Below are 22,574 nucleotides of genomic sequence, written 5' to 3'. Positions count from 1 at the left end.
CGTGCCGGCGTGTCGCGCGCGATCGATCAGAAGAATGCCTGGATGCCCGTCTGCGCGCGGCCGAGAATCAGCGCGTGGATGTCGTGCGTGCCTTCGTACGTGTTGACCACTTCGAGGTTCACGAGGTGACGGGCGACGCCGAACTCGTCCGAGATGCCGTTGCCGCCGAGCATGTCGCGTGCGAGCCGCGCGATGTCGAGCGCCTTGCCGCACGAGTTGCGCTTCATGATCGACGTGATCTCGACGGCCGCGGTGCCTTCGTCCTTCATCCGGCCGAGACGCAGCACGCCTTGCAGGCCGAGCGTGATTTCGGTCTGCATGTCGGCGAGCTTTTTCTGGATCAGCTGGTTCGCGGCGAGCGGCCGGCCGAACTGCTTGCGATCGAGCACGTACTGGCGCGCGGTGTGCCAGCACGACTCGGCCGCGCCGAGCGCGCCCCACGCGATCCCGTAGCGCGCCGAGTTCAGGCACGTGAACGGGCCGCGCAGGCCGCTCACGTTCGGCATCAGGTTCTCTTCGGGCACGAACACTTCGTCGAGGACGATTTCGCCGGTGATCGACGCACGCAGCCCGACCTTGCCGTGGATCGCGGGCGCCGACAGGCCCTTCCAGCCTTTCTCGAGGATGAAGCCGCGGATCGCGTCCTTGCCGTTTTCTTCGAGTTTGGCCCACACGACGAACACGTCCGCGATCGGCGAGTTCGTGATCCACATCTTCGCACCGGACAACGAGTAGCCGCCGGGCACCTTCTTCGCACGCGTGACCATGCTGCCCGGATCGGAGCCGTGGTTCGGCTCGGTCAGCCCGAAGCAGCCGATCCATTCGCCGGTCACGAGCTTCGGCAGGTATTTCTGCTTCTGCGCGTCCGAGCCGAATTCGAAGATCGGCACCATCACGAGCGACGACTGCACGGACATCATCGAGCGGTAGCCGGAGTCGACGCGCTCGACTTCGCGCGCGATCAGTCCATAGCTCACGTAATTGAGGCCGGGGCCGCCGTATTCCTCGGGAATCGTCGGGCCGAGCAGGCCGACTTCGCCCATCTCGCGGAAGATTGCGGCGTCGGTGCGTTCATGGCGGAACGCCTCGGTGACGCGCGGCGCGAGCTTGTCCTGCGCGTATGCGTGCGCGGCATCGCGCACCATCCGCTCTTCTTCGGTCAGTTGCTGGTCGAGCAGCAGCGGATCGTCCCAATGAAAAGTTGCAGCACTCATCGTGTCATCTCCTGTCGGCCAGAGTTGGCGCTTTAGCGCTTACTCTGGCCCCATGCTTCGCGGTCGGCCAGAGTCGGCACTTCAGCGCTTACTCTGGCCCCATGCTTCGCAGTCGGCCAGAATCGGCGCTTCAGCGCTTACTCCGATCCCGTGCTTTGCGGTCGGTCCCGGGGTGGCGCTTCGCCGCCTGGCCCCATCTCTAAAGTTTGCTTGACTGAAGTTCCGCTGTGCGGAACAATGTTTTGCAAATCGAACCCAGTGTAGCATCAGATGACGTTTTCAACCATCGACGAAACCATGATCGACGAACGCAAGTTCGTCGTGGCACTCGCGCGCGGGCTCGACCTGCTGCGCGCATTCCGGCCCGGCGAGACGATGCTCGGCAATCGCGACTTCGCGGAGCGCACGGGGCTGCCGAAGGCGACCGTGAACCGGCTCGCCTATACGCTGACCGTGCTCGGCTACCTGCGCTACGACGAGACGCTCGGAAAGTATGCGCTCGACGCCGGCGTGCTGTCGCTCGGCTACGCGCTGCTGTCCGGCTCGGGGACGATCGATCTCGCGCGGCCGCACATGCAGGCGCTCGCGCGCGAGATCGGCGCGGCCGTGTCGCTGGGCTGCCGCGACGGGCTCGACATGATCTACCTGGAGACGATCCGCAGCGAAACGGCGCTTACGCTCGGGCTCGCGCCCGGTTCGCGGCTGTCGATGCTGACGAGCTCGATGGGCCGCGCGTACTTGGCCGTGCAGCCGGAGGACGTGCGTCGCGCGCTCTATGCGGATCTGCACCGGGCGGCCGGCGGCGCGGCCGACGCGGATGCGCTCGTCGCGGCCGCGCAGCAAGCGGTGGCGGAGTTCTCCGAAGGCGGGTGCTGCTATTCGTTCCGGGCGTGGCACATGGACGTGAATGCGGCGGCCGTGCCGTTTCGCGAGCCGCGCGAAGGGCGCTGGCTGATCCTCAGTTGCAGCGGGCCCGCGTCGTCGATGGACGAGGACGTGTTCCGCACGCAGGTGGGACCGAAGCTGAAGGCGCTCGCGCAGCGGCTCGGTCCGACGGCCTGAACCGCGGCGAGCCGCGACAACGGCAGAGGGTGCCGGCACGGGTTGAAGGTTGAATCGCGCGCGAACCGCGCTCATCATCGTTCGTTCGCATCCCGACGACGAGGTTCGCAATGTCCCACCCCGAGACGATGGAAGGCGGTTGCGCATGCGGTGCGATCCGCTACCGGATCGCGTGCATTCCGGCCGACGCCGGCTTCTGCCATTGCCGGCTTTGCCAGCGCACCACCGGCGCGGCGGTCGTTGCGTCGGCGTCGGTGCCGATCGATGCATTCGCTTACCTGCAGGGCGAGCCGACGGTCTATGCGTCGAGCGCGTGGGGCGAGCGGCGCTTCTGCGGGCGCTGCGGCGCGCAGCTCGAATACCGGCTGGCCGATGCGCCGAAAACCGTCGAAATCAATTACGCGACGCTCGACGAGCCGTCGCGGCTGCGTCCGGCGTGGCATGTCTGGTACGGGGATCGTTTCCCGGGCATCGAGATCGACGACGATCTGCCGAAATACGACGATGGCGGACGCGACTAGCGCGCGGTCGTCCGGTGGCCGCGAGCAGGTATCGGAGCGTACGCGCGCTCAATGCGCATTCGACGTTTCCGCTTAATAGCCAGCGCTTGACAGCCGACGAACCGGCCGGCATCGAGCCGAGAGCGACGAAGCGCACCGGCGCCCCGGCCGCCGAATCCACCATCGGGCCTGCGGCCCCACGCACGCGTTTGCCACTCCCCGCAATCAGGCCGTGACGACCTTCGCGAACACCGGCCCCTGCATGAACCGCACGTCGTGCTGGCGCAGCAGTTCGCACTGCGTCTCGTCGACGACGCCGTCGAAAATCAGCGGAATCCGCACGCGCTGCGCATAGGCGACGAGCGCCTTGACCATCCCGTCGCGCAACGCGATGCCTGCATCCATCTTGATGTAGTCGGGCCGCGCCATCTCCGATTCGACCGCGAGGATCCGGCCCGGGTCGGGCAGCTTGTCCGCGACCTTGAAGCCGTGATGCTGGTAGCTGCGCGTGAGATACCCGAGGAAGGTCTTGTGCGCGACCGCGACCGCCGGCAGCTCGATCACGATCCGCTCGGTCGGCAGCCCGAAGCGCTGCAGCACCGACGAGAAATGCTTGCCGTGGTCGTACTTCACGCTCTTGAGCAGCCGCTCGTGCACGCGCAGGAACAACAGCCCGTGGCGCTGCGCGCCGAAGAAGTTGATGGCGTGCAGCGCGCGCGACAGCCGGTCGATCGCGACCAGCGTCTGGTCGTCGATGGCCGAGTCGACCGGGTCGTGCGGGGCGCCCGTGACCAGCGTGACGGCCTGGAAACCGAGTTCGTCGCCGTAGCGCTCGATCGCGTCGGCGAACGACGTCGACTGCGGCACGCCGGGCATCGTCACGTCGTAGATCGGTTCGTAGGCGCTCGCGAGCATGCGCTCGGGCAGATTCGCGCACGCGGTGCCGCCGTCGGCAAGCGCGAGGTGTTCCCGCAGGTAAGGCAGTTGCCCGGCACGGGCGACCAGCTCGGGGATGGTGGGCGGAATCATCGGCGTGAAAAGGAAAAATGGCGGCCGAAAGGGGCCGCCTCATATCTTGATATTAGCAGCGCGCGCCGCGCTCGGCTTGGCGTTTCACTCATAACGTTATCCCGTCCCTGGACCGATGGCTAGGGTTTACGTTTATTTCACTATTCGTAATTGGTTTTACTATTCGTAAATCCAAGATTTGACGCCGATCAGGAAACGCGGCGTTCGGGCGCCCCGGAATGGCGCCGTTCCGATTCGAATCAACAGGAAGCAAGGAGCGAGACGTGGCGGTTGACTGGAAGTGGACGCAGAAGGGCGGGCAGGGGCGCGGGACGAACCCGGGCGCGACGGTGAAGCAGCGTGCGCCGGCGCGCGCGCGGCAGGGTTGAGCAGCGGATGGCGACCATGAGCATCGATTACCAGACGCTGAAGTTCGAATACCGGGCGCGCGCGGCGCGAGCCGGCGGCGAGGACGCGGCCGTGCACCCGGTGATCGTCGTCGGCGCGGGCCCGGTGGGCCTGTCGGCCGCGATCGATCTGGCGCAGCAGGGCGTGCCGGTCGTGCTGCTCGACGACGACGACACGCTGTCGACGGGCTCGCGCGCGATCTGCTTCGCGAAGCGCACGCTCGAGATCTTCGACCGGCTCGGCTGCGGCGAGCGCTTCGTCGACAAGGGCGTGAGCTGGCACGTCGGCAAGGTGTTCCTGCAGGACGAGCAGCTGTACGCGTTCGACCTGCTGCCCGAGGAAGGGCATGCGCGCCCCGCGTTCATCAACCTGCAGCAGTACTACGTCGAAGGCTATCTGGCCGAGCGCGCGTTCGCGCTGCCGAACATCGACATCCGCTGGAAGCACAAGGTGACGGACGTCGCGCAGTCGGCGGAGCACGCGGCGCTGACCGTCGAGACGCCGGAAGGCATCGAGACGCTGCGCGCGCGGTACGTGATCGCGGCCGACGGGTCGCGCAGCCCGATGCGCGCGGCGATGGGGCTGGAGAGCCGCGGCCGCACGTTCAAGGACCGCTTCCTGATCGCCGACGTGAAGATGAAGGCGGAATTTCCGACCGAACGCTGGTTCTGGTTCGATCCGCCGTTCCACCGCAACCAGTCGGTGCTGCTGCATCGCCAGCCCGACAACGTGTGGCGCATCGACTTCCAGCTCGGCTGGGACGCCGATCCGGTCGCCGAGAAGCAGCCGGAGCGGGTGATCCCGCGCGTGCGCGCGCTGCTCGGGCCGGAGGTCGAGTTCGAGCTCGAATGGGTGAGCGTGTACACGTTCCGCTGCCAGCGGATGGATACGTTCCGTCACGGCCGCGTGCTGTTCGCGGGCGATTCCGCGCACGGCGTGTCGCCGTTCGGCGCGCGCGGCGCGAACAGCGGCGTGCAGGACGCGGACAACCTCGCCTGGAAGCTGAAGCTCGTGCTCGACGGCCGCTCGGACGACCGCCTGCTCGACACTTATGCCAGCGAACGCGAATTCGCGGCCGACGAGAACATCCGCAACTCGACGCGCTCGACCGATTTCATCACGCCGAAGAGCGCGGTGTCGCGCGTGTTCCGCGACGCGACGCTGAAGCTCGCGCGCGACTGCGAGTTCGCACGCAAGCTCGTGAACAGCGGCCGCCTGTCGGTGCCGGCCGTGCTCGCCGATTCGCCGCTGAACACGCCGGATCGCAACGGCGACGCATTCGCGTGCGCGATGCGCCCGGGCGCGGCGGCGGCCGATGCGCCGGTGCGCGCGCAGGGCGCGTCCGGCTGGCTGCTGCAGCATCTGGGCGACGGTTTCGCGGGTGTGCTGTTCGGGCTGCCGGGCGATGCCGCCGCGCTCGCGCAGGCGCTCGACGGCCTCGCGCTGCCGGTGCGGCCCGTGCTGGTGGTGCCGGCCGGCCACGCGCAACCGGTGCCCGGCGTCGACGTGGTGGAGGACGTCGACGGTTTCGCCGCGCAACGCTACGACGCACAGCCCGGCACGTTCTATCTGCTGCGCCCCGATCAGCACGTGTGCGCGCGGACGCGCACGCTCGAACGCCAGGCAATTGCCGACGCCCTGGCGCGCGCGACCTGCGCATGCTGAGCACGGCATCGAACACGACAACGACACCGGAGACACCCGTCATGCCCCGACTCGATACCCGCCCGCGCCTGGCCGATCCGGACGCGTTCTACGAAGCGCTGATCGACATGCATCGCGACCTGTCCGACGCGGACAGCCAGCTCGTCAACGCGAAGCTGATCCTGTTGCTCGCGAACCAGATCGGCGATGCCGACGTGCTGCGCGAGGCGATGGCGCTCGCACGGCAGGGCGTGACGCCGCCCGCGCATCCGGCCGCCGAGGTCGTGCAATGAGCGCGGCGCCGGCCGACACGCGCGTGCTCGAAGTCGAGCACGTGATCGACGAGACCCATCGCCCGGGCTTTCACTGGATGCTGCTCGTGCTGTGCGGGCTGTGTCTCGTCATCGACGGCTTCGACGCGCAGGCGATGGGTTACGTCGCGCCGAGCGTGATCGCCGAATGGGGCGTGCCGAAGCAGGCGCTCGGGCCCGTGTTCAGCGCGAGCCTGTTCGGGATGCTGCTCGGCGCGCTCGGGCTGTCGGTGCTGGCCGACCGGATCGGGCGGCGCCCGGTGCTGATCGGCTCGACGCTGTTCTTCGCGGTGACGATGCTCGCGACCCCGTTCGCCGGTTCGATCCCGGTGCTGATGGCGCTGCGCTTCGTCACCGGCCTCGGCCTCGGCTGCATCATGCCGAACGCGATGGCGCTGGTCGGCGAGTTCAGCCCGGCCGCGCATCGCGTGAAGCGGATGATGATCGTGTCGTGCGGCTTCACGCTCGGCGCCGCGCTCGGCGGCTTCATCAGTGCCGCGCTGATTCCGGCATTCGGCTGGCGCTCGGTGTTCTTCATCGGCGGCGCGGTGCCGTTCGTGCTGACGATCGCGATGCTCGCGCGGCTGCCCGAGTCGCTGCAGTTCATGGTGCTGAAAGGGCGCGACGCGCAGGCACGCGACTGGCTCGCGCGCTTCGCGCCGCAGGCCGGCATCGATGCGAACACGCGGCTCGTCGTGCGCGAGCGCGCCGCGAGCGGCGCCCCGGTCGCCGAGCTGTTCCGCCACGGCCGGCTGCCGGTCACGCTGCTGCTGTGGGCGATCAGCTTCATGAACCTGATCGATCTGTACTTCCTGTCGAACTGGCTGCCGACCGTGATGCGCGACGCGGGCTATTCGCCCGGCACCGCCGTGATCGTCGGCACGGTGCTGCAGACGGGCGGCGTGCTCGGCACGCTGTCGCTCGGCTGGTTCATCGAGCGCTACGGCTTCGTGCGCGTGCTGTTCGCCTGCTTCGCGTGCGCGGCCGTCTCGGTGGGGCTGATCGGCTCGGTCGCGCATGCGCTGCCGTGGCTGCTGCTGGTCGTGTTCGCGGGCGGGTTCTGCGTGGTCGGCGGCCAGCCGGCCGTGAACGCGCTCGCGGGCCAGTATTACCCGACGTCGCTGCGCTCGACCGGCATCGGCTGGAGCCTCGGCATCGGCCGGATCGGCTCGGTGCTCGGGCCGCTCGTCGGCGGACAGCTGATTGCGCTGAACTGGACCAACGGCGCGCTGTTCCATGCGGCCGCGGTGCCCGTGCTGTGCTCGGCGCTGTTCGTCCTCGGCCTGGCCGGCGTAACGCGGCGAAGCGGCGCGCAGGCGCCGAACGCCGCCATGAATTGATGGAGAAACGAAACGATGACGCTTGACCTGTCGAAACCGGCGAGAGCCGGCTACCTGAGCGGTTTCGCGAACGAATTCGCGACCGAGGCGCTGCCCGGCGCGCTGCCGCACGGCCGCAATTCGCCGCAGCGTGCGCCGTACGGCCTGTATGCGGAGCAACTGTCGGGCACCGCGTTTACCGCGCCGCGCGGGCACAACCGTCGCTCGTGGCTGTACCGGATCCGGCCGGCGGCCGTGCACCGGCCGTTCGAGTCGTTCACGGGCGTGCAGCGGCTCGTGTCGGAATTCGGCGATTCGGCCGACGTGCCGCCGACGCCGCCGAACCAGCTGCGCTGGGATCCGCTGCCGATGCCGGTCGAGCCGACCGATTTCGTCGAAGGGCTCGTGACGATGGCCGGCAACGGCTCGGCGGCCGCGATGAACGGCTGCGCGATTCATCTGTACGCGGCGAATCGCTCGATGCAGGACCGTTTCTTCTATAGCGCCGACGGCGAACTGCTGATCGTGCCGCAGCAGGGGCGGCTGTTCATCGCGACGGAATTCGGCCGGCTCGACGTCGAACCGTTCGAGATCGCGGTGATCCCGCGCGGCGTGCGTTTTTCCGTCGCGCTGCCGGACGGCGAGGCACGCGGCTATATCTGCGAGAACTTCGGTGCGCTGCTGCGTCTGCCCGACCTCGGCCCGATCGGCTCGAACGGGCTCGCGAACCCGCGCGACTTCCTGACGCCGCAGGCGGCTTACGAGGATCGCGAAGGCGCGTTCGAGCTCGTCGCGAAGCTGAACGGGCGCCTGTGGCGCGCGGACATCGGCCATTCGCCGTTCGATGTCGTCGCGTGGCACGGCAACTACGCGCCGGTCAAATACGACCTGCGCCTGTTCAACACGATCGGTTCGATCAGCTTCGATCACCCGGATCCGTCGATCTTCCTCGTGCTGCAGTCGCAAAGCGACACGCCGGGCGTCGACACGATCGACTTCGTGATCTTCCCGCCGCGCTGGCTCGCGGCCGAGGATACGTTCCGCCCGCCCTGGTTCCACCGCAACGTCGCGAGCGAGTTCATGGGGCTCGTGCACGGCGCGTACGACGCGAAGGCCGAAGGTTTCGTGCCGGGCGGCGCGAGCCTGCACAACTGCATGTCGGGCCACGGGCCGGACGCGGACACGTTCGAGAAGGCGTCCGCGGGCGACACGACGAAGCCGCACAAGGTCGATGCGACGATGGCGTTCATGTTCGAGACCCGCACGCTGATCCGGCCGACGCGCTACGCGCTCGACACCGCGCAGCTGCAGGCCGACTACTTCGAATGCTGGCAAGGCATCAAGAAACACTTCAATCCGGAGCAGAGATGAGCGATACCCAAGACTGGCGCGCGACGCTGGACCCCGCCCGCAAGAGCTGGCTCGACACGGCGAACGATCCCGCCTGCGATTTCCCGATCCAGAACCTGCCGTTCGGGATCTTCAGCGATGCGAAACAGGCGGCACGCCGCGCGGGCGTCGCGCTCGGCGACCAGATCGTCGATCTCGCCGCGCTCGCGCATGCGGGCCTCGTGACGGTGCCGGCCGGCGCCGATGCGTTTGCCGCGCCGACGCTCAACGCGTTCATCGCGCTCGGCCGCGATGCGTGGCGCGGCGTGCGCGTGCAGCTGTCGGCGCTGTTCTCGCGCGACAACGCTCGGCTGCGCGACGACGCCGCGTTGCGCGCGCAAGTGCTCGTCGCGCAGCGTGACGCGACGCTGCATCTGCCGGTCGACATTCCCGGCTATACCGATTTCTATTCGTCGAAGGAGCATGCGACCAACGTCGGTTCGATGTTCCGCGATCCGAAGAATGCGCTGCTGCCGAACTGGTCGGAAATGCCGATCGGCTACAACGGCCGTGCGTCGTCGGTGGTCGTGAGCGGCACGCCGGTGCGGCGTCCGAACGGGCAACTGAAGCTGCCCGACCAGGAGCGTCCGGTGTTCGGCGCGTGCCGCAAGCTCGACATCGAACTGGAAACGGGCTTCATCGTCGGCCAGGGCAACGCGCTCGGCGAGCCGATCGCATGCGAGGATGCGGAAGCGCACATCTTCGGGATGGTGCTGCTGAACGACTGGAGCGCGCGCGACATCCAGCAGTGGGAATACGTGCCGCTCGGCCCGTTCAATGCAAAGACTTTCGCGACGACGATCTCGCCGTGGATCGTCACGCTCGACGCGCTCGAACCGTTCCGCGTCGCGCAGCCCGAACAGTCGCCGCAGCCGCTCGCGTATCTGCGGCACGCGGGCAAGCACGCGTTCGACATCGCGCTCGAAGTGACGCTGCGCGCGGAAGGGGCCGCCGACGCGACGTCGATCTGCCGCACCAACTTCAAGCACATGTACTGGACGATGGCGCAGCAGCTCGCGCATCACACGGTTGCCGGCTGCAACACGCGCGTGGGCGACCTGATGGGTTCGGGCACGATCAGCGGGCCGACCAGGGATTCGTTCGGCAGCCTGCTCGAACTGACGTGGAACGGCAAGGAGCCGCTCGCGCTGAACGGCGGCGGCAATCGCGCGTTCATCGAGGACGGCGACGAGCTCACGCTCGCGGGCTGGTGCCAGGGCGACGGCTATCGCGTCGGCTTCGGCGCGTGTGCCGGCAAGATCCTGCCGGCACGCAGCGCGTAACCGGCCGCGGCGCGATACGTCGCGCGCGATTCGCCGGAGCAGGGCGGCCCGCATTGCGCGGGCCGTTTTTGTTCGACCGGTGGGCGGCGTCGATATGCCGATACGCCGACTGTCGCGCGCCGACCTGCGCCGGCATCAGACCGCGCGCCGCAGCGCGGTGCGTCGTTCCCACAGCGCGGCCGCGACGAACGCGGCGACGCACACGACCAGCACGCCGACCAGCGCGTTGCTGCCCAGTTGCTCCATCAACGCGCCCGCCACCAGCGGGCCGCCGAAGCTCGCGGCGCTCCACGACGCCGACACGAGCGAGCTCGCGGTGACGAGCGCCGAGCCGCGGAAGCGTTCGCCGCACGCGACGAGCGACAGCGTGTAGATGCTGCCGGCGGCCGCGCCGAGCATGAACAGCAGCGGCCAGCACAGCCACGGATTCGCGATCACCAACGGCAGCAGCGGCAGGCCCGCGAGCACGATCCAGCCGGCGCCGAGATGCACGCGTTCGCGCCCGAGCTTGTCGGCGAGCCAGCCGATCGGGAATTGCATCGCGGTATCGCCGAACAGCATGATCGATGCGAGCAGCACGGCGGTCGCGCTCGCGACGCCGTGATCCATCGCGTAGAGCGGCAGCAGCGACAGCGCGAGCGTATCGAACAGCGCGAAGAAGCCGGTGCCGATGATCAGCGCGGGCATGCGCGGCAGCACGGCGAGCCAGCTGTCGTGCGCTTCGTGATGCGCATCGTCGCCGGCGAGCGGCGCGCGCCGGATCGTCGCGAGCGTCGGCAGCGCGAGCAGGAACAGCGCGCCGCAGAGCGCAAAGCGGATACTGGTCGCGCCGGCGATCTGGCTGACGAGCACGGGGCCCGCCATCTGGAACAGCGTGAAATTGGTCGCGTAGATCGCGACCACGCGGCCGCGCGTCGAATCGTCGGCGAGCTGGTTGACCCACGCCTCGCCGATCGTAAACAGCAGCATCAGCGCGGCGCCGCACAGCACGCGCAGCACGCCCCACACGATCAGGTTCGACGTGAACTGCATCAGCGCGGTGGCGGCGGCGAGCAGCACGACGGACACGACGATCGCGCGGCGCGCGCCGATGCGCCGCGCGAGCGCGGTGACGAACGGGACGATCGCGAGGCCGCCGAGCGCCTGCGCGGCGGTCAGCATGCCGACGACGTTGGTGCCGTGGCCGGCCTCGGTCAGCGCGAGCGCGGTGAGCGGCAGCGTGGCGCCGGTCCCGAGACCGACTACCGCGACGCTCAGGATCAGCGCGAGGAAATCACGATTGAGAATGGCTTTCATCGGCCGCGATGCTACACCGCGGGCCCTGAAAGGTCCATGAAGGCCATCAGCATCGAATGGCGTTGTGCGCGCAACGAACGCCGCGGCGCGCGAGCGGGGCGCCGCGCATCAAATGTATTCGGTCGGCGCGGCCACCGGGCGGCGTTCGAGCGAGGCCGACCACAGCGTGAGCGCGAGCGCGGCGACGGCCATCGCGGTGCCGACCCACGGCAGGTTCACGAGCGACACGCCGGAGCCGATCGCCACCCCGCCGAGCCACGCGCCCGTCGCGTTGCCGAGGTTGAACGCGCCCTGGTTCAGCGTCGACGCGAGGTTCGGCGCGTCGCTCGCGCGATCGACGATCATGATCTGCAGCGGCGGCACGATCGCGAACGCGAGGATGCCCCACACGAAGATCGTCGCGAGCGTCGCGAACGGCATGTGCATCGTGCCGGCGAACAGCGCGAGGACGATGCCGATCAGCGCGAGCGTCGCGATCAGCGACGGCATCCGGCGCCAGTCGGCGAGCTTGCCGCCGAGCGTGCCGCCGACGGTCAGGCCGAGGCCGAACAGCAGCAGCACGTAGGTGACCTGGTGCGGCGAGAAGCCGGTCACGTCCTCGAGGATCGGCGTGATGTAGGTGAACACGCTGAACAGGCTCGCGGACGCGAGCACGCTGATGCCGAGCACCATCAGCACCTGCGGATGCTTGAGCACGCTGAATTCGCGCGTGATGCTGGTGTCGGGCATCGCGAGGTGCTTCGGCAGGCAGACCGCGAGCGCGGCGGCCGCGGCGATGCCGATGCCGGTGACGGCCCAGAACGTTGCGCGCCAGCCGTACGCCTGGCCGAGTGCGGTGCCGAGCGGCACGCCGAGCACGTTCGCGAGCGTGAGGCCGGTGAACATCAGCGCGATCGCCTGCGCGCGGCGGTTCGGCGCGACGAGGTTGCTGGCGACCACCGAGCCGATCCCGAAGAACGCGCCGTGGCAGAACGCGGTGACGACGCGCGCGGCCATCAGCACCGTATAGCCGGGCGCGATCGCGCAGAACAGGTTGCCCGCGATGAACAGGCCGATCAGTCCCATCAGCGCGCGCTTGCGCGGCATCTTCGCGGTGACGATCGCGAGGATCGGCGCGCCGATCGTCACGCCGAGCGCGTAGCCCGACACGAGCATCCCGGCGGCCGGAATCGACACGCCGAGGTCGCGGGCGACGTTGGGCAGCAGCCCCATGATCACGAACTCGGTGGTACCGATTCCAAAGGCGGCGACGGCAAGGGCGAAAAGAGGTAAAGGCATCGCGGTGGCGGGCTACGGAAAGAGCCGCTGCCGGGACCGGCGCAGGATGCGCGGGACGGGCGGGCGGAGGACATCAGCCGCGATTCTACTTCAGTGAAAACCCCTATGCTTGGGGCCAAAACGGATGTTGTCGGCGTGCGACGAAAACGCGGCTGCGGTGCGCCACAGTGTGGGATTTCGCCGGGTTCAGGCGGGTATCGGTCGGGTATGTCGGGTCGGAACGAAGCCGGCGAGCCGGCCTCGGCGCATATCGCAGGCGGTTCGTCCGGCTAGCGGCCGGGTAGGGCCGCGTTCGGTACGGCGACGGGGGCTTCGTCGGCTGCGGCGATCTTGGGCGACGGCGACGATCCGGTTATGACCGTGGACACGGTGGCCGCGGTGGCCGCGGCTGCCGCGCAATCGGAGGCGGTGGAGGTGGCCGGCGCGTCCCAGCCGTTTTCGAACAGGCACGCTTCGATCGGCATCCGCGCGGCCCAGCGTTCCTCCTCGAGCATCGGCTTCGCGTAGAACGCGTCGACGTGGCCGACGCACAGCACGGCGATCGGCTTCGCGCCGGCCGGCATGCCGAGCAGCGTGCGCAGCGCATCGACGTCGAACAGCGACACCCAGCCCATCCCGAGCCCTTCGGCGCGCGCGGCGAGCCACATGTTCTGGATCGCGCACGCGGCGGACGCGAGATCCATCTCCGGCAGCGTGCGGCGGCCGAACACATGGCGCTCGCGGTCGTCGGTCAGCGCGACGACCAGCAGTTCGCCGCATTCGCGCACGCCTTCGACCTTCAGCCGCATGAATGCGTCCTGCCGTTCGCCGAGCGCGTCGGCGGTCGCGCAGCGCTCGGCCTCGACCAGTGCGTGGATCGCGGTGCGCAATGCGGGATCGGTGATGCGGATGAAGCGCCACGGCTGCATGAAGCCGACGCTCGGCGCGTGGTGCGCGGCGCGCAGCAGCCGCGCAAGCGTGGCCGGATCGACCGGTGCCGGCGTGAAGTGGCGCATGTCACGCCGTTCGAAGATGGCACGGTAGACCGCGGCGATGGCGGAGTCGTCGAAACGCATGGGCGGCGCAAGCAGGGAGAAATCCGCGCAACGATAGCAGACGCCGCGCGCGCGGCGTTACTTCAGGCGAAACAAAATGACGGATCGTTGACGGATCGCGTATGCCGAACGGGGTGAGTCAGCGGCCCGGCGTGACGACGTTGGTCGGCGCGCCCGCGTGCCACGCCTCGATGTTCAGCAGCGTCGTGTGCGCGATTTCGGCGAGCGCCTCGCGCGTGAAGAACGCCTGGTGCGACGTGACGATCACGTTTGGGAACGTCAGCAGGCGCGCGAGCACGTCGTCCTGCAGCGGCAGGTCGGAGTGATCCTCGAAGAACAGGCCGCTTTCCTCCTCGTACACGTCGAGCCCGAGATGGCCGAGCTGGCCGCTCTTGAGCGCATCGATCAGCGCCTGCGCGTCGACGAGGCCGCCGCGCCCCGTATTGATCAGCATCGCGCCGTGCTTCATCCGCGCGAGCGTCTGCGCGTTGATCAGATGGTGCGTCGACGGCAGCAGCGGGCAGTGCAGGCTGACGATATCGGCATGGCGCAGCAGTTCGTCGAGCTCGACATAGCGCGCGCCGAACGCGATCAGTTCTTCGTCGTGCGGCGGCATCGAGTGCGCGAGCACGTGCATCCCGAAGCCCATCATGATCTTCGCGAACACGCGGCCGATCAGGCCGGTGCCGATCACGCCGACGGTCTTGCCGTGCAGGTCGAAGCCGAGCAGGCCGTTCAGCGAGAAGTCGCCTTCGCGGGTGCGCGCCACCGCGCGCGGCAGCCGGCGATTGAGCGCGAGGATCAGCGCGACCGCGTGTTCGGCGACCGCATGCGGCGAATATGCGGGCACGCGCACGACCGCGATGCCGAGCCGTTCGGCGGCCGCCAGGTCGACGTGGTTGAAGCCGGCCGAGCGCAGCGCGATCAGGCGCGTGCCGCCGTCGGCGAGCCGTTCGAGCACGGCCGCGTCGACGGTGTCGTTGACGAACGGGCAGACGACGTCATAGCCGTGCGCGAGGATCGCGGTTTCCGCGTCGAGGTGCGAGGGCTGGAAGTGCAGCCGATAGCCGAACTGCCGGTTGGCGGCGGTAAACGAGTCGTCGTCGTACTGCCGGCTGCTGAACAGGATCACGCGCATGCTGCACCTCCGATGGCTGTCGGGGGCAGTTTACTGCAGGCCCGTGACGATATCGGCGCGATCGGGGCCGCGCGGCGGGCGCAGGAAATCGTAGCTCGTCCGCTCGTGCGCCGCCTGCACGCCGAAGTGCTCGAGCGCGTGCTCGACGAAGCTGCGCGTGCGAGCCGGCACATATTGGCGATTGGGATACACGAGCGACAGTTGCGCGTCCGGGTCGTCGATCCGGTAGCCGGGCAGCAGCCGCACGAGGGCGCCGCTCGCCAGTGCGTCGGCGACGCACGATTCGGGCAGCATCGCGATGCCCGAGCCGGCCGCGGCGGCGGCCTGCACGAGCGCGAGCTGATTGACCGTGCAGGTCGGGCGCAGCGTGACCGAATGCGTGACGCCGTCATGGCCGACGAGCCGCCACGCGGGCGCATGCTGATGCGGGGCGAGCGCGACCCAGTCGTGGCCGGGCAGGTCGTCGGGGCTGCGCGGCTCGCCGCGGCGTTCGAGATAGGCGGGCGCCGCGCATGCGACGAACGGGTTCGGCGTGAGCGCATGACCGATCAGCGTCGGGTTGCCGTCGAGCCGGTTGCCGGTGACGATGCCGACGTCGTAGCCCGAATCGAGCACGTCGAGCGGCCCTTCGGCGACGGTGAGCTGCACGCGCAGTTCGGGGTAGCGGTGGCGGAAGCTGCTGACGAGCGGCGTGAGCGCCGGCGGCGACAGCAGGCCCGACGCGACGACGCGCAGCGTGCCGGCCGGCTCGCGCACCGCATGCGCGACCGACGCCTCGAGGTGGTCGAATTCCTCGAGCAGCGCACGGCAGCCGTCGAGGTAGCGCAGCCCCGCCTCGGTCAGCGACAGGTTGCGCGTGGTGCGGTGGATCAACCGCGTATTCAGGTGCGACTCGAGCATCGCGATCGAACGCGTGACGAGCGCATTGGACACGCCTAGATGGTGCGCCGCGCGCCGGAAGCTCTGCTGCTCGGCGACGCAGACGAACACACGCATGGTCTGAATCTGGTTCATGGCTCGCGTATTTCTGGCCCGGTTGATTGATTTATGGTTGTGATTTTTCGTCGCCCGCCCTGGAAAACCGTCGCGCGACCCCGGTTCTCGTTCGTATCGAAAAATCGATTTTTGATTCCGCAGACGATTGTTCATGACGGAAGCGATATCCGTCAACCTGAGAAAAGGGGCGGGTTGCGGAAAATCGAAATCGCAGGTAGCGGTTAAACGGCACCAGGCCGCGCGGGCTCAATGACGATAGCGGAGGACGTATTGGGGGGCGCACGGGTTGGATGAAGATTTCTCATTAAAAACAGTATGTTGGATGTAATTGCGTGCAGCCGTGTGCGGTAATGGGTGAAATCGGTCACCAATAGATGCCGTGATAATGGATGTTTTTTGGCGTCCCGGTTTTCGCGGGCCGATTGTCGCTGCGCGATTTTTATCGTGATGCCGGATATTGCGGTCGGTAGATGTGTGGCGCTCAACGACCGGCATCGGGGAATCGTCGCGATATTGCCGGAGTAAATCGCGCGGATCGAACCGCAAATGGAACCGATTCGCATGCGGACCGCGATTCCCGGTCAATGCGAAATGCAATCGCGCGGCGCGTGCGCGGCTGCTGGCCCGGTCCGCCGACCGGGCCAGCGTCACGCTGTCCGGCCGTGCGTGCCTCTTGCGCGCAGCCGCGGAACGCGGAATGATCGATCAGTTCGCCGTGCCGTGCGGCGGGCGACGTCCCGGCGTTTTCTTCCTTCCATTTTTGCCAGCCATGTCCATCGATTACTCGCCGATTCCCTGTCCCGTCGTCGTGCCGCTCGACGCGATCCTGCCCGAAGAACCGCTGCTGATGATGGGCGCCGGCCCGGTTCCGATCCCGGCCGCCGTCGCGAAGGCGAACACGATCGTGATCAACCACCTCGGCGCGACGATGGCGAAGATCATCGAGCAGGTGAAGGAGATGGCGCGCTACGTATTCCAGACCCGCACGAAGTGGGTGCTCGGCGTCGCCGGCCCCGGTTCCGCCGCGATGGAAATGGCGATTTCGAACCTCGCATGGCGCGGCACGCGCGTGCTGTCGATCCGCAACGGCTTCTTCAGCGCGCGGATGGCCGAAATGGCCACGCGCGTCGGCGCCGACGTCGCGATGCTCGAAGTGGCCGACCGCTCGGTCGCGAGCCTCGACGAGATCGCCGACGCGATCGCGCGCGAGCGGCCCGAGATCGTCACGATCGTGCAGGGCGAGACGTCGAACACGGTGTGGAACCGCGACCTGCGCGACATCGCGGCGCTCGCGAAGGCGGCCGGCGCGCTGGTCGTCGTCGATGCGGTGTGCACGCTGTCGACGATGCCGCTCGAGATGGACGCGTGGGGCATCGACGCGGTGATCACGGGCGGCCAGAAAGGGCTGTCGTCGATCCCGGGTGTGTCGCTGATCGCGTTCTCGGATGCCGCATGGGAGCGGATGAAGCATCGTCCGGAGCCGAACGCGCACTGGTGCCTCGACATGGCGCTCGCGGAGAACTTCTGGCACAACGCGGGCTATCACTACACGGCGCCGGTGTCGGGCGTGCTCGCGCTGCACGAGGCGCTGCGGCTCGTCTGCGCGGAGACGCTCGAAAGCCGCTTCGCGCGCCATCTGCGCTGCTCGCTCGCGCTGCAGTCGGGCGTCGAGGCGATGGGGCTCACGCTCTATGCGCCGAAAGACTGCCGGCTCAATTCGGTGGTCGGGATCGAGACGCCGGAAGGGCTGACGCCGGGGATGGTTTGCGGCCATATCTCGAAGCAGTACCAGGTCGAGATCTCGGGCTCGTTCGGTCTGCCGATCGTGCGGATCGGCCAGATGGGCGAGCAGTGTCGCGAACACAACCTGTTCCGGACGCTGCATGCGTTCGGCCGCACGATGGTCGACCTGAAGGTGCCGGTCGACCTGCCGGCCGGCGTGGCGGCGCTGGAGCAGGAACTGTCGCGGCGCGGCGCGTAGCGCGTAAACGGGAAGAAGGGCGTGCCGGGTGCGCTTCGCGCAGCCAGCCGCGGCAACCGGCGTGCGGCGCTCAGCCGCCCTGCATCGCGCGCCGGTACGCGTTCGGCGTCGTGCCGTGCGCGTCGCGAAAGCGATGGCTGAAGTGGCCGGCATTCGCGTAGCCGCATTCGGCCGAGACCTGTGCGAGCGGCAGCGACGTCGTGCGCAGCAGCAGGCGCGCCCGTGCAAGCCGCTGCTCGGCGACCCACGCATGCGGCGCGCGGCCGAACGACAGCCGGAACATCCGCGAGAAGTGGTATTCGGACAGCGCGGCGACGTTCGCCAGTTCGCCGAGCGTCAGCGGCTGCGACAGGTAGCTGTCGATATAGTCGCGCACGCGGCGGCGCACGGCCGGCGCGAGCCCGCCGCGGAACGGCACGTCGGTGCGCGTCGTGCTCTGGCCGCGCAGCAACTGGCTCAGCACGTCGTGGGCGGCTTCGTTGACGCGTAGCCGCCCGTCGGCATCGTCCCAGCGCTCCAGCGCGAGCGACCGGAACTGCGCCGCGACGCGCGCATCCTCGAAATAGGTGCGATCGGCGAGCTTCAGCTCGCGCGGTTCGCGATCGAGCTCGCGGATCGCGCGCTGCGTAAAGTGCTCGGGCAGGAAGTACAGGTGGATGAAGTGCATCTCGCCGCGCACCCACCAGCGCGATTCATGGTCGCCCGGCAGCGCGCACAGCAGGCTCGGCGCGCCGTAGCGCTGCACGCGCTCGCGCTCCGTCCGGTAGCCGCCGTCGAGATAGCACGACAGCGTGTGGTGGCCGGGCTGCTCGTAGATCGTTTCGCTTTCGTCGGTGATGCGCGTCCATTCGGCGATCGCGAGATGGTCGCCGAGCCACGCGAAGCGCTCAAGCGTCGCGTTCGCCTCGGCGAGCGTACGGCAGACCGACTGCAGGCCGAACGGCATGGCGCCGCCGGCCAGGGCGGCGGCGGGATCGACGGGCGGGGCGTGCAGGGGCGAACTCATGATGCGCCGAGTATAAGCGCGTGCGCGACGCGCCGTGCGGCGGGCCGAAAAAGACCGCAATTCCGGACAATCCGCGCGGGCGGGGCGGCCGCATAGTCGGCGTCCGTTTCACTCGTTTCGCTGCATCGCCGCCATGAACCTGTCGCTTTATTTCGTCACCGTGCTGATCTGGGGCACCACCTGGATCGCGATCAAGTGGCAACTGGGCGCCGTGCCGCCGCCCGTGTCGATCGCGTGGCGCTTCTGGCTTGCGGCCGCCGTGCTGTTCGCGCTGCTGCGCGTGATGCGCCGGCCGGTCCGCCCGCCGCGCGAAGCGTGGCGCTACCTCGTCGCGCAGGGCTTCGCGCTGTTCTGCCTGAACTTCCTGTGCTTCTATTACGCGGAGCAGGTCGTGCCGAGCGGGCTCGTCGCGGTGATCTTCTCGACCGCGCCGCTGCTCAATTCGATCAACGGCCGGCTGTTCATGGGCCGACCGCTGCGGCCGTCCGCGATCGCCGGCGCATTGCTCGGGCTGACCGGCATCGCGTGCCTGTTCTGGCAGCAGATGGCCGGCCATCTGAACGATCACGCGACCTGGACGGGCCTCGCGATCGCGTTCGCGGGCACGATGTGCTTCTCCGCCGGCAACCTGCTGTCGAGCCGGATGCAGTCGATGGGGCTGCACCCGCTCGCGACCAACGGCTGGGCGATGCTGATCGGCGCGGCGATCCTGACGGTCGGCAGCGCGGTGGCCGGGATGCCGTTCATGATCGATCCGAGCCCGCGCTATCTCGGCGCGCTCGTGTATCTCGCGGTGCCCGGTTCGGTGATCGGCTTCACCGCGTACCTGACGCTCGTCGGCCGGATCGGGCCGGAGCGCGCCGCGTACTGCACGGTGTTGTTCCCGATCGTCGCGCTGGCGGTGTCGACGGTGTTCGAGGGCTACCAGTGGTCGCCGCTCGCGGTGGTCGGGCTGCTGCTCGTGCTGGCCGGCAATCTCGTTGCGTTCGATCTGACGCGGCGGCTGTTTTTGCGGGCGGCCTGAGCTGGCATGACGCGGGCCGCCGCACGGCATGGCCCCGGGGTCATCCGAAATGGTTGACTCGGTTGACTTGGTTTAGATTCGAGGCTAGGCTGGATCCTCCGGCTGTGTCAGGAGGTGAAGATGGCCACGCACGCTCATGCGCTTGAAGGCGCGGATGCGATTCTCGATGTCGAGACCGAGGAGGCACTGCGCAGTGCCGTGGGCGCGGCAACCATGCTCGGCCCGGATCGCGCCCGTGCGCTGCTCAGGCTGTCGGACGAGCAACTGGGGCACCTGTTCAAGGTGGGCATTGCACAGGTCATCGATCTGGCCGGTACGATCACGTTCGGCATCGCGGCGGCCGCGACGCGCGACAGGAAGCCGTCCGGCCGGAAGAAGGGCGCGACGGATACGCGCACCGGTGTCGCCGTCGCCGATCTGGAGCGGCGCGCACAGGCCGAACGCCACGTGCTGGTTGCGGACGGCAAGCTATTGCCGGCCGCGCAAACCTGGACCGGGCTCGGCATGACGCGGCAGGCGCTCAGCAAGGCGGTGGCATCGGGGCGCATTTTCACGGTCGATGTCGGAACCGCGCAGTACTACCCGGCGTTCTATCTGGCGGGCAATATCGACCGCAAGGTGCTGGGGAGGGTGACCCAGCGTCTCGGCGGCTTGCCCGGATGGAGCAAATGGCAGTTCTTCACGACGCCCAAGGCGTCCCTCGGCAATGTCACGCCGCTGGCGGCGCTGTCCCGCGGGAAGGTGGACGAGGTCGAGCGTGCCGCCACGGCGTTCTCGGAACGCTAGGAGGCGTATTTGCTGACGGCGCCGGGGGAACATTTCGCGAGTGCGACGCTGGCAACCCGCGAGGTGGAGCCGACGGCGCTGGTTCGCATTTCGCGATACGCGACCGGCGAGCCGTACTTCGGCAAGTCGGGCGGCAACCGCTTCGACGATCCGCGCAAGCGGCGGCGGTACGGCACCAGCTATTTCGGTTTCGATCTGCATTGCGCTTTCGCCGAGACGGTGCTGCACGACGAAGTTGCGGATCTGGTGAAGGGCGGCTTTCCGCTCGTGACGACCGAACTCGACCGCTACGTGCTGTCATTTGACGGCGCGCCGTTGACCGTGGCCGTCCTGCACGGCTTGTCGCTGAAAAACCTGGGTGGCGACGGCGCGTTGTCGACCATCGTGCCGTATGGCGTTCCGCAGCAGTGGTCGCTTGCCGTATATCGGCATCACCGGCGGGTCGACGGCTTTCTATACATGTCACGCCATCTCAATACGTCGGAGGCACTCGTGCTCTTCGATCGTGCCGCCCCCAAGCTCTCGCTCAAGGACGCCGTTCCGTTCCGGCGTCATCCTCAAGCCGTCCGCGTGTTGCAGGACTTCAACGTGTTGCTGCGCTGAACGGCGTTGCTTCCGTGGCGACGCGGCTCAAGCCGCCGCGCCGCTCCCCTCGACCCGCGCCTGCCGCTGGTACAGCACCATCGACAGCGCCACGCCGGCCGCCGCGGCCACGGCCGCGAACAGGAACACCTGCGGATAGCCGAACGCGCCGGCGACATAGCCGGCGAGCGGGCCCGTGATGCCGAGCGACAGGTCGAGGAACACCGAATACGCGGACAGCGCCGCGCCGCGGCTCGCCGGCGGCACCAGCGCAACGGCCTCGACGCCGAGCGCCGGGAAGATCAGCGCGAAGCCGAAACCGGTCAGCGCGGCGCCGATGAGCGCGACGTGCGGCACGGGCGCGAGCCACAGCAGCACGAGGCCCGAGCATTCGAATGCGAACGACACGATCGCGACGCGGAAGCCGCCGTAAGTCTTGATCGTGTTCGCGAACAGCAGGCGCGCGCCGATGAACAGCGTGCCGAACACGGTCAGCGACAGCGCGGCGTTCGGCCAGTGGCGCGCCGCGTAGTACAGCGTGACGAAGGTCGCGATCGAGCCGAAGCCGGCCGAGCCGAGCGCGAGGCCGAGGCCGTGCGGCAGCACGCGGGTGAACACGCTCGCATACGACATCCGTTCGCCGTGCACGAGCGGCACGGAATCGATCATGCGCGCGAGATAGAAGCCGATCGCGGCGAGCGCGATCACGATCACGCCGATCAGCGCCGGATTCAGCGTATGCGCGATCGCGACGCCGACCGGCGCGCCGAGTGCGAGCGCGCCATAGGTGGCGATGCCGTTCCACGAGATCACCTTCGCGTTGTGCGTGACACCGACCCGGCCGATGCCCCACAGGATCGCACCCGTGCCGCACAGGCTCTCGCCGACGCCGAGCACGAGCCGGCTCGCGACCAGCAGCACGAGACTCCCGACCGGCCAGTGCGCCAGCAGCAGCGCGACGAGCAGCAGCACGCCCGAGATGCCGCAGCCGATCAGCCCGCGCAGCACCGTCTGCTTCGGGCCGAGCGTATCGGCGAAGCGCCCGGCGAGCGGCCGGGACGCGAGCGTCGCGAAATACTGGACGCTGATCGCGCCGCCCGCGACGATCGCGGAAAAACCGAGGTCGTCATGGACGAAGCCCGGCAGCACCGCGAGCGGCAGGCCGATGGTCAGGTAGCAGATGAACGTGAAGCAGACGACGGACACGATTTGCAGCGTGACGGCGAACCCGCTGCGCGGCGGTGTGGCGGAATCGGTGGACATGGGGTCTGAACGAATGAGCGAAACGAAACGGAAGGCGGCGAAAAACGGAATC

General features: G+C 68.3%; 20 protein-coding genes. 11 read left to right on the top strand and 9 right to left on the bottom strand.

Translation table 11 applies throughout. The annotated features are described in order from the left end of the window. Nucleotides 1–26: 26 nt before the first annotated feature. Nucleotides 27–1,214: an acyl-CoA dehydrogenase gene (locus BME24068_RS32355; protein ID WP_096504939.1), complete on the bottom strand. Its 1,188-nt coding sequence runs from the start codon at nucleotides 1,212–1,214 to the stop codon at nucleotides 27–29. A 270-nt stretch (nucleotides 1,215–1,484) separates the two neighbouring features. Here BME24068_RS32355 and BME24068_RS32350 point away from each other — a divergent pair, with 270 nt between their 5' ends. After that, nucleotides 1,485–2,276, top strand: a complete 792-nt coding sequence (locus BME24068_RS32350) for an IclR family transcriptional regulator (protein ID WP_096504937.1) — start codon at nucleotides 1,485–1,487, stop codon at nucleotides 2,274–2,276. A 110-nt stretch (nucleotides 2,277–2,386) separates the two neighbouring features. After that, nucleotides 2,387–2,797 carry a GFA family protein gene (locus tag BME24068_RS32345; protein WP_096504935.1) on the top strand — a complete coding sequence of 137 codons (411 nt, stop codon included), beginning with the start codon at nucleotides 2,387–2,389 and terminating at the stop codon, nucleotides 2,795–2,797. A gap of 204 nt (nucleotides 2,798–3,001) precedes the next feature. Here BME24068_RS32345 and BME24068_RS32340 read toward each other — a convergent pair whose 3' ends face one another. Further along, on the bottom strand, nucleotides 3,002–3,805 hold the full coding sequence (locus tag BME24068_RS32340) for an EAL domain-containing protein (RefSeq protein ID WP_096504933.1): 804 nt from the start codon (nucleotides 3,803–3,805) through the stop codon (nucleotides 3,002–3,004). A gap of 375 nt (nucleotides 3,806–4,180) precedes the next feature. On the opposite strand from BME24068_RS32340, the gene BME24068_RS32335 reads away from it, so the two are divergent. Genes BME24068_RS32335 through fahA form a run of 5 tightly spaced genes read left to right on the top strand, consistent with a single transcriptional unit; the run spans nucleotide 4,181 to nucleotide 10,138 of the window. Next, nucleotides 4,181–5,857, top strand: a complete 1,677-nt coding sequence (locus BME24068_RS32335; protein WP_174928516.1) for an FAD-dependent oxidoreductase — start codon at nucleotides 4,181–4,183, stop codon at nucleotides 5,855–5,857. 41 nt (nucleotides 5,858–5,898) lie between these two features. Then, nucleotides 5,899–6,129 (top strand): DUF2783 domain-containing protein, encoded by a 231-nt coding sequence (locus BME24068_RS32330; protein WP_096504929.1) that lies wholly within the window; start codon nucleotides 5,899–5,901, stop codon nucleotides 6,127–6,129. Next, nucleotides 6,126–7,487, top strand: a complete 1,362-nt coding sequence (locus BME24068_RS32325; protein ID WP_096504927.1) for an MFS transporter — start codon at nucleotides 6,126–6,128, stop codon at nucleotides 7,485–7,487. The genes BME24068_RS32330 and BME24068_RS32325 overlap by 4 nt, the downstream gene beginning before the upstream one ends. Before the next feature lie 15 nt (nucleotides 7,488–7,502). Further along, nucleotides 7,503–8,837, top strand: a complete 1,335-nt coding sequence (hmgA, locus tag BME24068_RS32320) for a homogentisate 1,2-dioxygenase (RefSeq protein WP_174928515.1) — start codon at nucleotides 7,503–7,505, stop codon at nucleotides 8,835–8,837. Beyond that, on the top strand, nucleotides 8,834–10,138 hold the full coding sequence (gene fahA, locus BME24068_RS32315; RefSeq protein ID WP_174928514.1) for a fumarylacetoacetase: 1,305 nt from the start codon (nucleotides 8,834–8,836) through the stop codon (nucleotides 10,136–10,138). Before hmgA ends, fahA begins: the two co-directional genes overlap by 4 nt. Nucleotides 10,139–10,273: 135 nt before the next feature. On the opposite strand, the gene BME24068_RS32310 is transcribed toward fahA, so the two are convergent. The 5 genes from BME24068_RS32310 to BME24068_RS32290 form a co-directional block, all read right to left on the bottom strand. After that, the gene (locus BME24068_RS32310; RefSeq protein ID WP_174928513.1) at nucleotides 10,274–11,434 is read right to left on the bottom strand and encodes an MFS transporter; all 1,161 of its coding nucleotides are present in this window, start codon (nucleotides 11,432–11,434) and stop codon (nucleotides 10,274–10,276) included. 108 nt (nucleotides 11,435–11,542) lie between these two features. Beyond that, complete coding sequence (locus BME24068_RS32305; protein WP_096504919.1) at nucleotides 11,543–12,712, bottom strand: MFS transporter; 1,170 nt, start codon at nucleotides 12,710–12,712, stop codon at nucleotides 11,543–11,545. A gap of 269 nt (nucleotides 12,713–12,981) precedes the next feature. Then, nucleotides 12,982–13,767, bottom strand: a complete 786-nt coding sequence (bluB, locus tag BME24068_RS32300) for a 5,6-dimethylbenzimidazole synthase (RefSeq protein WP_174928512.1) — start codon at nucleotides 13,765–13,767, stop codon at nucleotides 12,982–12,984. A gap of 118 nt (nucleotides 13,768–13,885) precedes the next feature. Then, complete coding sequence (locus tag BME24068_RS32295; protein WP_096504915.1) at nucleotides 13,886–14,884, bottom strand: 2-hydroxyacid dehydrogenase; 999 nt, start codon at nucleotides 14,882–14,884, stop codon at nucleotides 13,886–13,888. A 30-nt stretch (nucleotides 14,885–14,914) separates the two neighbouring features. Next, the gene (locus BME24068_RS32290; RefSeq protein ID WP_174928511.1) at nucleotides 14,915–15,898 is read right to left on the bottom strand and encodes a LysR family transcriptional regulator; all 984 of its coding nucleotides are present in this window, start codon (nucleotides 15,896–15,898) and stop codon (nucleotides 14,915–14,917) included. A gap of 751 nt (nucleotides 15,899–16,649) precedes the next feature. Between BME24068_RS32290 and BME24068_RS32285 the strand changes: the two genes are divergently transcribed. Next, complete coding sequence (locus tag BME24068_RS32285; RefSeq protein ID WP_096505113.1) at nucleotides 16,650–17,861, top strand: pyridoxal-phosphate-dependent aminotransferase family protein; 1,212 nt, start codon at nucleotides 16,650–16,652, stop codon at nucleotides 17,859–17,861. Between the two features lie 70 nt (nucleotides 17,862–17,931). Here the strand turns inward: BME24068_RS32285 and BME24068_RS32280 are convergent, their stop codons facing one another. Beyond that, a complete protein-coding gene (locus BME24068_RS32280; protein WP_096504911.1) occupies nucleotides 17,932–18,867 on the bottom strand; it encodes a helix-turn-helix domain-containing protein in 936 nt (311 codons plus the stop codon). A 133-nt stretch (nucleotides 18,868–19,000) separates the two neighbouring features. Here BME24068_RS32280 and BME24068_RS32275 point away from each other — a divergent pair, with 133 nt between their 5' ends. From BME24068_RS32275 to BME24068_RS32265, 3 genes are all read left to right on the top strand, one after another. After that, on the top strand, nucleotides 19,001–19,891 hold the full coding sequence (locus BME24068_RS32275) for a DMT family transporter (protein WP_096504909.1): 891 nt from the start codon (nucleotides 19,001–19,003) through the stop codon (nucleotides 19,889–19,891). Nucleotides 19,892–20,011: 120 nt separating this feature from the next. Further along, nucleotides 20,012–20,677 (top strand): hypothetical protein, encoded by a 666-nt coding sequence (locus BME24068_RS32270; protein ID WP_174928510.1) that lies wholly within the window; start codon nucleotides 20,012–20,014, stop codon nucleotides 20,675–20,677. A gap of 9 nt (nucleotides 20,678–20,686) precedes the next feature. Next, a complete protein-coding gene (locus BME24068_RS32265) occupies nucleotides 20,687–21,280 on the top strand; it encodes an RES family NAD+ phosphorylase (RefSeq protein ID WP_096504905.1) in 594 nt (197 codons plus the stop codon). A 27-nt stretch (nucleotides 21,281–21,307) separates the two neighbouring features. On the opposite strand, the gene BME24068_RS32260 is transcribed toward BME24068_RS32265, so the two are convergent. After that, nucleotides 21,308–22,522: an MFS transporter gene (locus BME24068_RS32260; protein ID WP_096504903.1), complete on the bottom strand. Its 1,215-nt coding sequence runs from the start codon at nucleotides 22,520–22,522 to the stop codon at nucleotides 21,308–21,310. Nucleotides 22,523–22,574: the final 52 nt, after the last annotated feature.

The sequence above is a fragment of the Burkholderia anthina genome (assembly GCF_902498995.1).
GTDB lineage: Bacteria > Pseudomonadota > Gammaproteobacteria > Burkholderiales > Burkholderiaceae > Burkholderia > Burkholderia anthina.
This window is presented reverse-complemented; position numbering and strand designations above follow the sequence as displayed.

What these genes read in the sequence shown, in the direction of transcription:
- BME24068_RS32270 (WP_174928510.1), top strand. Translation starts at nt 20,012, where the DNA reads ATGGCCACGCACGCTCATGCGCTTGAAGGCGCGGATGCGATTCTCGAT.
- BME24068_RS32310 (WP_174928513.1), bottom strand. Translation starts at nt 11,434, where the DNA reads ATGAAAGCCATTCTCAATCGTGATTTCCTCGCGCTGATCCTGAGCGTC.
- bluB (WP_174928512.1), bottom strand. Translation starts at nt 13,767, where the DNA reads ATGCGTTTCGACGACTCCGCCATCGCCGCGGTCTACCGTGCCATCTTC.
- BME24068_RS32305 (WP_096504919.1), bottom strand. Translation starts at nt 12,712, where the DNA reads ATGCCTTTACCTCTTTTCGCCCTTGCCGTCGCCGCCTTTGGAATCGGT.
- BME24068_RS32335 (WP_174928516.1), top strand. Translation starts at nt 4,181, where the DNA reads ATGGCGACCATGAGCATCGATTACCAGACGCTGAAGTTCGAATACCGG.
- BME24068_RS32280 (WP_096504911.1), bottom strand. Translation starts at nt 18,867, where the DNA reads ATGAGTTCGCCCCTGCACGCCCCGCCCGTCGATCCCGCCGCCGCCCTG.
- hmgA (WP_174928515.1), top strand. Translation starts at nt 7,503, where the DNA reads ATGACGCTTGACCTGTCGAAACCGGCGAGAGCCGGCTACCTGAGCGGT.
- BME24068_RS32325 (WP_096504927.1), top strand. Translation starts at nt 6,126, where the DNA reads ATGAGCGCGGCGCCGGCCGACACGCGCGTGCTCGAAGTCGAGCACGTG.
- BME24068_RS32350 (WP_096504937.1), top strand. Translation starts at nt 1,485, where the DNA reads ATGACGTTTTCAACCATCGACGAAACCATGATCGACGAACGCAAGTTC.
- BME24068_RS32340 (WP_096504933.1), bottom strand. Translation starts at nt 3,805, where the DNA reads ATGATTCCGCCCACCATCCCCGAGCTGGTCGCCCGTGCCGGGCAACTG.
- BME24068_RS32290 (WP_174928511.1), bottom strand. Translation starts at nt 15,898, where the DNA reads ATGAACCAGATTCAGACCATGCGTGTGTTCGTCTGCGTCGCCGAGCAG.
- BME24068_RS32355 (WP_096504939.1), bottom strand. Translation starts at nt 1,214, where the DNA reads ATGAGTGCTGCAACTTTTCATTGGGACGATCCGCTGCTGCTCGACCAG.
- BME24068_RS32295 (WP_096504915.1), bottom strand. Translation starts at nt 14,884, where the DNA reads ATGCGCGTGATCCTGTTCAGCAGCCGGCAGTACGACGACGACTCGTTT.
- BME24068_RS32345 (WP_096504935.1), top strand. Translation starts at nt 2,387, where the DNA reads ATGTCCCACCCCGAGACGATGGAAGGCGGTTGCGCATGCGGTGCGATC.
- fahA (WP_174928514.1), top strand. Translation starts at nt 8,834, where the DNA reads ATGAGCGATACCCAAGACTGGCGCGCGACGCTGGACCCCGCCCGCAAG.
- BME24068_RS32330 (WP_096504929.1), top strand. Translation starts at nt 5,899, where the DNA reads ATGCCCCGACTCGATACCCGCCCGCGCCTGGCCGATCCGGACGCGTTC.
- BME24068_RS32285 (WP_096505113.1), top strand. Translation starts at nt 16,650, where the DNA reads ATGTCCATCGATTACTCGCCGATTCCCTGTCCCGTCGTCGTGCCGCTC.
- BME24068_RS32275 (WP_096504909.1), top strand. Translation starts at nt 19,001, where the DNA reads ATGAACCTGTCGCTTTATTTCGTCACCGTGCTGATCTGGGGCACCACC.
- BME24068_RS32260 (WP_096504903.1), bottom strand. Translation starts at nt 22,522, where the DNA reads ATGTCCACCGATTCCGCCACACCGCCGCGCAGCGGGTTCGCCGTCACG.